The sequence below is a fragment of the Elstera sp. genome (genome assembly GCF_044372965.1).
Classification (GTDB): Bacteria; Pseudomonadota; Alphaproteobacteria; order Elsterales; family Elsteraceae; genus Elstera.
In genome coordinates this window covers 1-5447 of the sequence record NZ_JBILQX010000210.1, presented here as the reverse complement: position 1 = coordinate 5447, position 5447 = coordinate 1, and the positions used below count along the sequence as shown (strand labels likewise).

The 5447-nt window shown below is 61.0% G+C and carries 6 protein-coding genes; 2 read left to right on the top strand and 4 right to left on the bottom strand.

The window, feature by feature from the left end; translation table 11 throughout:
* The 4 genes from ACIQ36_RS17880 to ACIQ36_RS17865 all read right to left on the bottom strand — a co-directional run.
* Nucleotides 1–405 (bottom strand): DoxX family protein (locus ACIQ36_RS17880; protein ID WP_395831834.1); only part of this gene is annotated, 405 nt, incomplete at its 3' end.
* A 30-nt stretch (nucleotides 406–435) separates the two neighbouring features.
* Nucleotides 436–1176: a DUF2063 domain-containing protein gene (locus ACIQ36_RS17875; protein WP_395831832.1), complete on the bottom strand. Its 741-nt coding sequence runs from the start codon at nucleotides 1174–1176 to the stop codon at nucleotides 436–438.
* Nucleotides 1173–2066, bottom strand: coding sequence for a DUF692 domain-containing protein (locus ACIQ36_RS17870; RefSeq protein ID WP_395831830.1), 894 nt, complete (start codon nucleotides 2064–2066; stop codon nucleotides 1173–1175). Before ACIQ36_RS17870 ends, ACIQ36_RS17875 begins: the two co-directional genes overlap by 4 nt.
* Nucleotides 2067–2092: 26 nt before the next feature.
* Nucleotides 2093–2365, bottom strand: a complete 273-nt coding sequence (locus ACIQ36_RS17865) for a DUF2282 domain-containing protein (RefSeq protein ID WP_395831828.1) — start codon at nucleotides 2363–2365, stop codon at nucleotides 2093–2095.
* Nucleotides 2366–2595: 230 nt separating this feature from the next.
* On the opposite strand from ACIQ36_RS17865, the gene ACIQ36_RS17860 reads away from it, so the two are divergent.
* Together ACIQ36_RS17860 and ACIQ36_RS17855 are read left to right on the top strand one after the other, a co-directional pair.
* Nucleotides 2596–4209, top strand: a complete 1614-nt coding sequence (locus ACIQ36_RS17860; protein WP_395831826.1) for a bifunctional metallophosphatase/5'-nucleotidase — start codon at nucleotides 2596–2598, stop codon at nucleotides 4207–4209.
* A gap of 154 nt (nucleotides 4210–4363) precedes the next feature.
* Nucleotides 4364–5447 (top strand): fumarylacetoacetate hydrolase family protein (locus ACIQ36_RS17855; protein ID WP_395831825.1); only part of this gene is annotated, 1084 nt, incomplete at its 3' end.

The window sequence follows — 5447 nt, the reverse complement described above, 5'->3', positions numbered from 1 at the left end:
ATAATCAACCGACCAAGCCCCCGGCCCGCGCACCATGAGCATCAGCAGAACGAAGGCCCAAAAATAATGCTCGCTGTGATAGAAGTAGGTAAACTGGATCATGGCCGTCATGGCAAGTAACGGAATTGCGGCAAGGCGGGTGAAGAGCCCGAGAAGGAGCAAGACCGGCATGGTCAGCTCCGTGGCAGTGGCGAGCAGGGCCGCGATTTCCGGGCTAAAAAACGGCGTTTTATACTCGTCGCGGAAGAGGTCCACCGTCGTTTCATACGAGGCAAGTTTCACCAAGCCCGAACGAAAGAAAATCTCAGCGATCATCCAACGCCCGAGTAGATCGAGCGGGGCGGTTAAATGGCGTTCCGCCAGAGTTCGGGCCGCGCGGGCTCCGGCAAGCAAAGGGGTGAGCATGAGTGAGGCCTCTTCTATCGTAGGATTTGTTCAAGACTGAAGGCGGGTAAACACACTGGCGCGCAAAAGGCCGAGCAGGGCGTCGGTGAGATCAAAACCCTCCGGCTCGTCCGCCACGGCCTCGGCAATGCTGGCTCCGGCAAGGAGCGCGCTTAGAAAGCGGGCGTCGTCGGGGGCGAGAACCTGCCATTCCACCCGCACGTCGGGACGGGTTAAAACAAGGCTCTGGGGCCTATCGAGGGCCATGCCTGAGAGATCGGGCGTGTTGGTGGCTTGATGGGCCTGCCAGAGGTCGGCGACCGCGAAAGCCGATTGGATCAGCCGCGTGCTTGGATGGGCGCTGAAGCGCAAGTCGGCGAAACTTGCTTCCGGCACGGCGGCAAAATCCGAGGCGGCGAGCGGGGGCGCAGCGGGAGCGAGCAGGGCGTCGATCATCGCGCGCTCCACTCTTGCCACCTCCGGCACATAGGGGAAATCGGCCATACCGGGGGCCGTGCCAAGGAAGGCCGGGAAATCGGCCCCATAGCGCGCCATATCGGGCTGGGAGGGCGGATAGGCACGTAAAAAATGCCGGGCGACTTGGGCGAAATACTCTTCCCCAACCAGCTTCGCCGTCACGGGAAAATTCGCCGCCAGGGCTGCGGTGAGCGAGAGGCGAACATTGTTCCGGTAAATCTGGGCGCGTTCGGGGGCGTGCAAACCGGGGGGCGGGGTATCGCTCTCTCCCAAAAGATAGGCGGCGAAACCCGCTTGCTGCGCGGCGAGGCTCATACGGGCATCCGCTGGCGCGCGGCCTCGGCCTCGGCGAGCAGTATCGCCAGCTCCGGTAAATCGGCGTCCCATTCGATGAGCGTTGGGCGCGGGCCGATTTGACTGAGAACCGACTCGTAAAGCTGCCAAACAGCCGGGGCGACGGGGGCGGCGTGGGTATCGATCAAGATCACCCCCTCGGGTCCATCGCGGCGCGTATGGCCCGCCAGATGGATTTCCTCGGCGGTGGCCAGGGGGTAGGCAGCTAGCCAGTCTTCCGGCGGCACGCCCTGATTCTGTGCTGAGACATAGATGTTATTCACATCCAGCAGCAGCCCGCAGCCGGTTCGGCGCAGCACCTCGGCGATAAACGCACCCTCCGGCCAATCGGACGCAGTGAAACCGACATAGGTCGAGGGGTTTTCCAGCAGAAGCTTCCGCCCGAGGCGGGTTTGCACTCGGTCGATATTCTCTACCAGAACATCCAAAGCGTCCGATGTGTAGGGAAGGGGGAGAAGATCGTTCAAATACCGCCCGCCCACCCGGCACCAGGCCAGATGATCGGATATGAGCACCGGCGAACAGGCTTCTGCCAGTTCGGCAATACGCGCGAGATGGATTTCATCCACACCTTCTGCCGAGCCGAGCGATAGGCCAACGCTATGCAGGCTGATCGGGAGGCGCTCGGCTAAGGCCAGCACCAAGCCCTGCGCCGGGCTACCAGGATGCAGGTAGTTTTCAGCGTGGATTTCGAGAAAATCGACGGGCAAGGCCGTCGGTTGCGCCAAAAACGCGGCGAAATCCGAGTGGTGTTCAGCCCGCAGCCCGAGGCCCACCGCCGTTGGGGCCAGTGCCGTTGGGGCCAGTGCCGCGCCGGAGGAAAGAGGGAGCGCAAGCGCAAGATCGATCATGCCGCGCCCCCCTTCCGAATGAAGCGTTACGCCTTTTTCGGTTGCAAGGCGCCCCCGGCACCGGCGCAGCTTCCGGCGGGGACATATTTCCACGCGTCCGGCTGATTATCGACCTTCGAGGTCCCCGCGCAGGAACTGCTCGCGGTCTGGCAATCGTTTTGCCCGGCCTTAGCGATGCCGTAGCATTTTTCTTTCGCTTGGGCGGCGGCGGGCGTTGCGGCGAAGGCAACGGCGGCCATGGCGACCGCTCCGGCGATGGAAGCAACGCCTAAGCTTTTCTTGGACATCGGAACGCTCATGATTCTCTCCCAAAAAGGGGCGGTTGGACCGCCACAGCGCATAGTCTCGACGGGATGGCACCGTCTTGGCTCTAGTTCGATCTTTACGGCGGTGAGGTTACAGGGGGATGCGGGGAGACGGAAAAAAATCTTTACCCGTATAAAATGGATAGCCGATCATTGAGGCGTCATCGATTCTGGCTATAGAGTGGTGAGATTGGACGAAACCTGATGAAGGACTGACCGTCGCCATGCTGTTCACCCGCACCTCCCTATTGACCGTCTCGGTCGCAGCCCTCCTGTCGGCGGGGGCATTCGCCCAAGCCCCGGCCCCGCTGAAACTGACGATTCTGCACGTCAATGATATTCACTCGCGCCTGTTGCCGATCAATCGTTTCGGCACGACCTGTTCACCGAAGGAAGAGGAAGAGAAGAAGTGCTTCGGCGGCGTCGCCCGCATCGGCTATCAGGCCCAGGAAATCGCCAAACAGGCGCGGGCAGCGGGCGGGCATTCGGTGTTTTTGCACGCGGGCGACCAGTTTCAGGGCTCGCTGTTCTACACCGTGTATAAAGGCAAGGCCGATTTGGTGGCGGTGAATCTGCTCGATGTCGACGCCATGTCGCTCGGCAATCACGAGTTCGACGATGGCCCCGGCGTGCTGGCCGATTTCTTGAAGGGCACGAAGTTCCCGGTTCTGTCGGTGAATGTCGATGTCAGTAAGGAGCCGCGCCTTCAGGGCCTGTTCCAGCCCTATACGATTATCGAACGCGGCGGCCAGAAGATCGGCATTATCGGGGCCACCACCGATGATACCCCCATCACCTCTTCACCAGGGCCGACTGTTAGCTTTAATCATGAAGACGCCCCGCTGAAAAAAGCGGTGGCGGAACTGAAAAGTCTCGGGATCGATAAAATTATCGCGCTCACCCATAGCGGCTGGATTCGCGATCAGGAAATCGCCAAGAATGTCGAGGGGATCGATATTATCGTTGGTGGCCATTCCCACACGCTGCTGTCGAATAAGATCAAGGAAGCCGAAGGCCCCTATCCCATCGTCGTGAACGGCAAGGCCGGGCGCACACTGATTGTGACGGCGGCGGCTTATACCCAATATTTGGGCCGTCTCGATGTGACCTTCGATGCGAAAGGCGTGGTTTCTTCTTACGAGGGCGAGCCGATTTTGCTTGATGCTTCGGTTGCCGAAGATAAAGCCATTCGCAGCGAAATTAATAAGTTCGACGCGCCGATTACGGAGATGAAGAATAAGCCGGTTGGCACCTCCGGCGTTGCGCTCGATGCCAGCACCTGCCGTAAGGGCGAATGCCTGATGGGCAATCTGGTGGCCGATGCGCTGGTCTGGTCCACCGCCTCAAAAGGCACCGAGTTTGCCATTCAAAACGGCGGTGGCGTGCGCGCCTCCATCGGTGAAGGCCCGGTAACGCTTGGCCATGTCCTCACCGTGCTGCCGTTCCAGAACACTATCGCTACGATGAAGCTGAAGGGCTCGGACGTGGTAGCGGCGCTGGAGAACGGCGTGTCGAAGGTTGAAGAAAACCAAGGCCGCTTCCCGCAGGTCTCCTCCAACCTGCGCTATAGCTGGGACCCGAAAAAACCTGCGGGCAGCCGCATTGTTTCGGTCGAGGTGAAGCGTAACGGCAGCTTCCAGCCGCTTGACCCGAACGCGGTTTATAACGTTGCCACCAACGACTTCATGCGTCGGGGCGGCGATGGCTACACAGTCTTCAAGACCAATGCCGTCGATGCCTATGACTTTGGCCCGAATTTGGAAGATAGCGTTGCCGCCTATATCGCCAAGAACTCCCCGGTTCAGGCGAAATTGGAAGGCCGCGTGCGCCAACCGTAACCTTCAGACACGATCTTAAAAGCCACGGCCCGATCTGGCAGCAGATCGGGCCGTTTGCGTTTAGCGCGCCAAATCAGCTATATTGTCCGACAAATTAAGGAAGCGTTAGGCCGCCGTCGCAGGTGGTGCCAGCGCCGGTTTTGGAGGAAATCCCATGTCGCTCACCGCTGCTGAAATTCTGCCCGAGGATGCCGAGCGTGCCTTGCTGATCGGGCGGGTTTGGTCGCTGGCCGAGGCTGGGCCGTGCCCCGTGCTGGTGCGCGGTGGGCGGTTGCTGGATGTGTCCGCGCTGGCACCGACGGTTTCGGGCTTGCTGGAGCTTCCCGATCTTCCAGCGGTCTTGCGGGACCGGGTGGATTTTCCCGATCTTGGCAACCTCGACGATTATCTCGCGGGAGCGGCGGGGCAATTGCTCGCGCCCGTCGATTTACAGGCGGTGAAGGCGGCGGGCGTAACCTTTGCCGACAGCATGCTGGAACGGGTCATCGAAGAGCAGGCCAAGGGCGACCCCGCCCGCGCGCAGGAAATCCGCGTTCGGCTCGCCCCGATCCTGGGCGATAATTTGCGCGGGCTGGTCGCCGGGTCCGAACGCGCGGCGGCGGTGAAGGCGGCGCTGCAAGATTTGGGACTATGGTCGCAGTATCTTGAGGTCGGTATCGGCCCGGACGCCGAGATTTTCACGAAGGCGCAGCCAATGGCGGCGGTGGGCTGCGGTGCGCGGGTTGGTATTCACCCGATTTCCAACTGGAACAACCCGGAGCCCGAAGTTGTGCTGGTTCTAACGTCCGGCGGGCAGATTATCGGCGCGACCTTGGGGAACGACGTTAACCTGCGCGATGTAGAGGGGCGTTCGGCGCTGCTGCTCGGCAAGGCCAAGGATAATAATGCCTCCTGCGCGTTAGGGCCGTTCATTCGGCTGTTCGACGGGGCTTTCTCGCTGGAGACGGTCAAGACGCTGCACCTGACTCTGCGCGTTACAGGCGACGACGGGTTTGTGATGGAAGGCGAAAGCCGGATGGAGGCCATCAGCCGCCCGCCGGAAAGTCTGGCGGGGCAACTGCTGAACGCCCACCATCAATATCCCGACGGGGCCGTACTCTTCTGCGGCACTTTGTTCGCCCCGACCAAAGACCGCCGCGCGCCGGGACAAGGGTTTACCCATGAACTCGGCGACCAGGTTGAAATCGCAACGCCCAGCCTCGGGCGTCTCGTCAATTGGGTGCAGCGCACCGACACCT

What these genes read in the sequence shown, in the direction of transcription:
- ACIQ36_RS17875 (WP_395831832.1), bottom strand. Translation starts at nt 1,176, where the DNA reads ATGAGCCTCGCCGCGCAGCAAGCGGGTTTCGCCGCCTATCTTTTGGGA.
- ACIQ36_RS17870 (WP_395831830.1), bottom strand. Translation starts at nt 2,066, where the DNA reads ATGATCGATCTTGCGCTTGCGCTCCCTCTTTCCTCCGGCGCGGCACTG.
- ACIQ36_RS17865 (WP_395831828.1), bottom strand. Translation starts at nt 2,365, where the DNA reads ATGAGCGTTCCGATGTCCAAGAAAAGCTTAGGCGTTGCTTCCATCGCC.
- ACIQ36_RS17860 (WP_395831826.1), top strand. Translation starts at nt 2,596, where the DNA reads ATGCTGTTCACCCGCACCTCCCTATTGACCGTCTCGGTCGCAGCCCTC.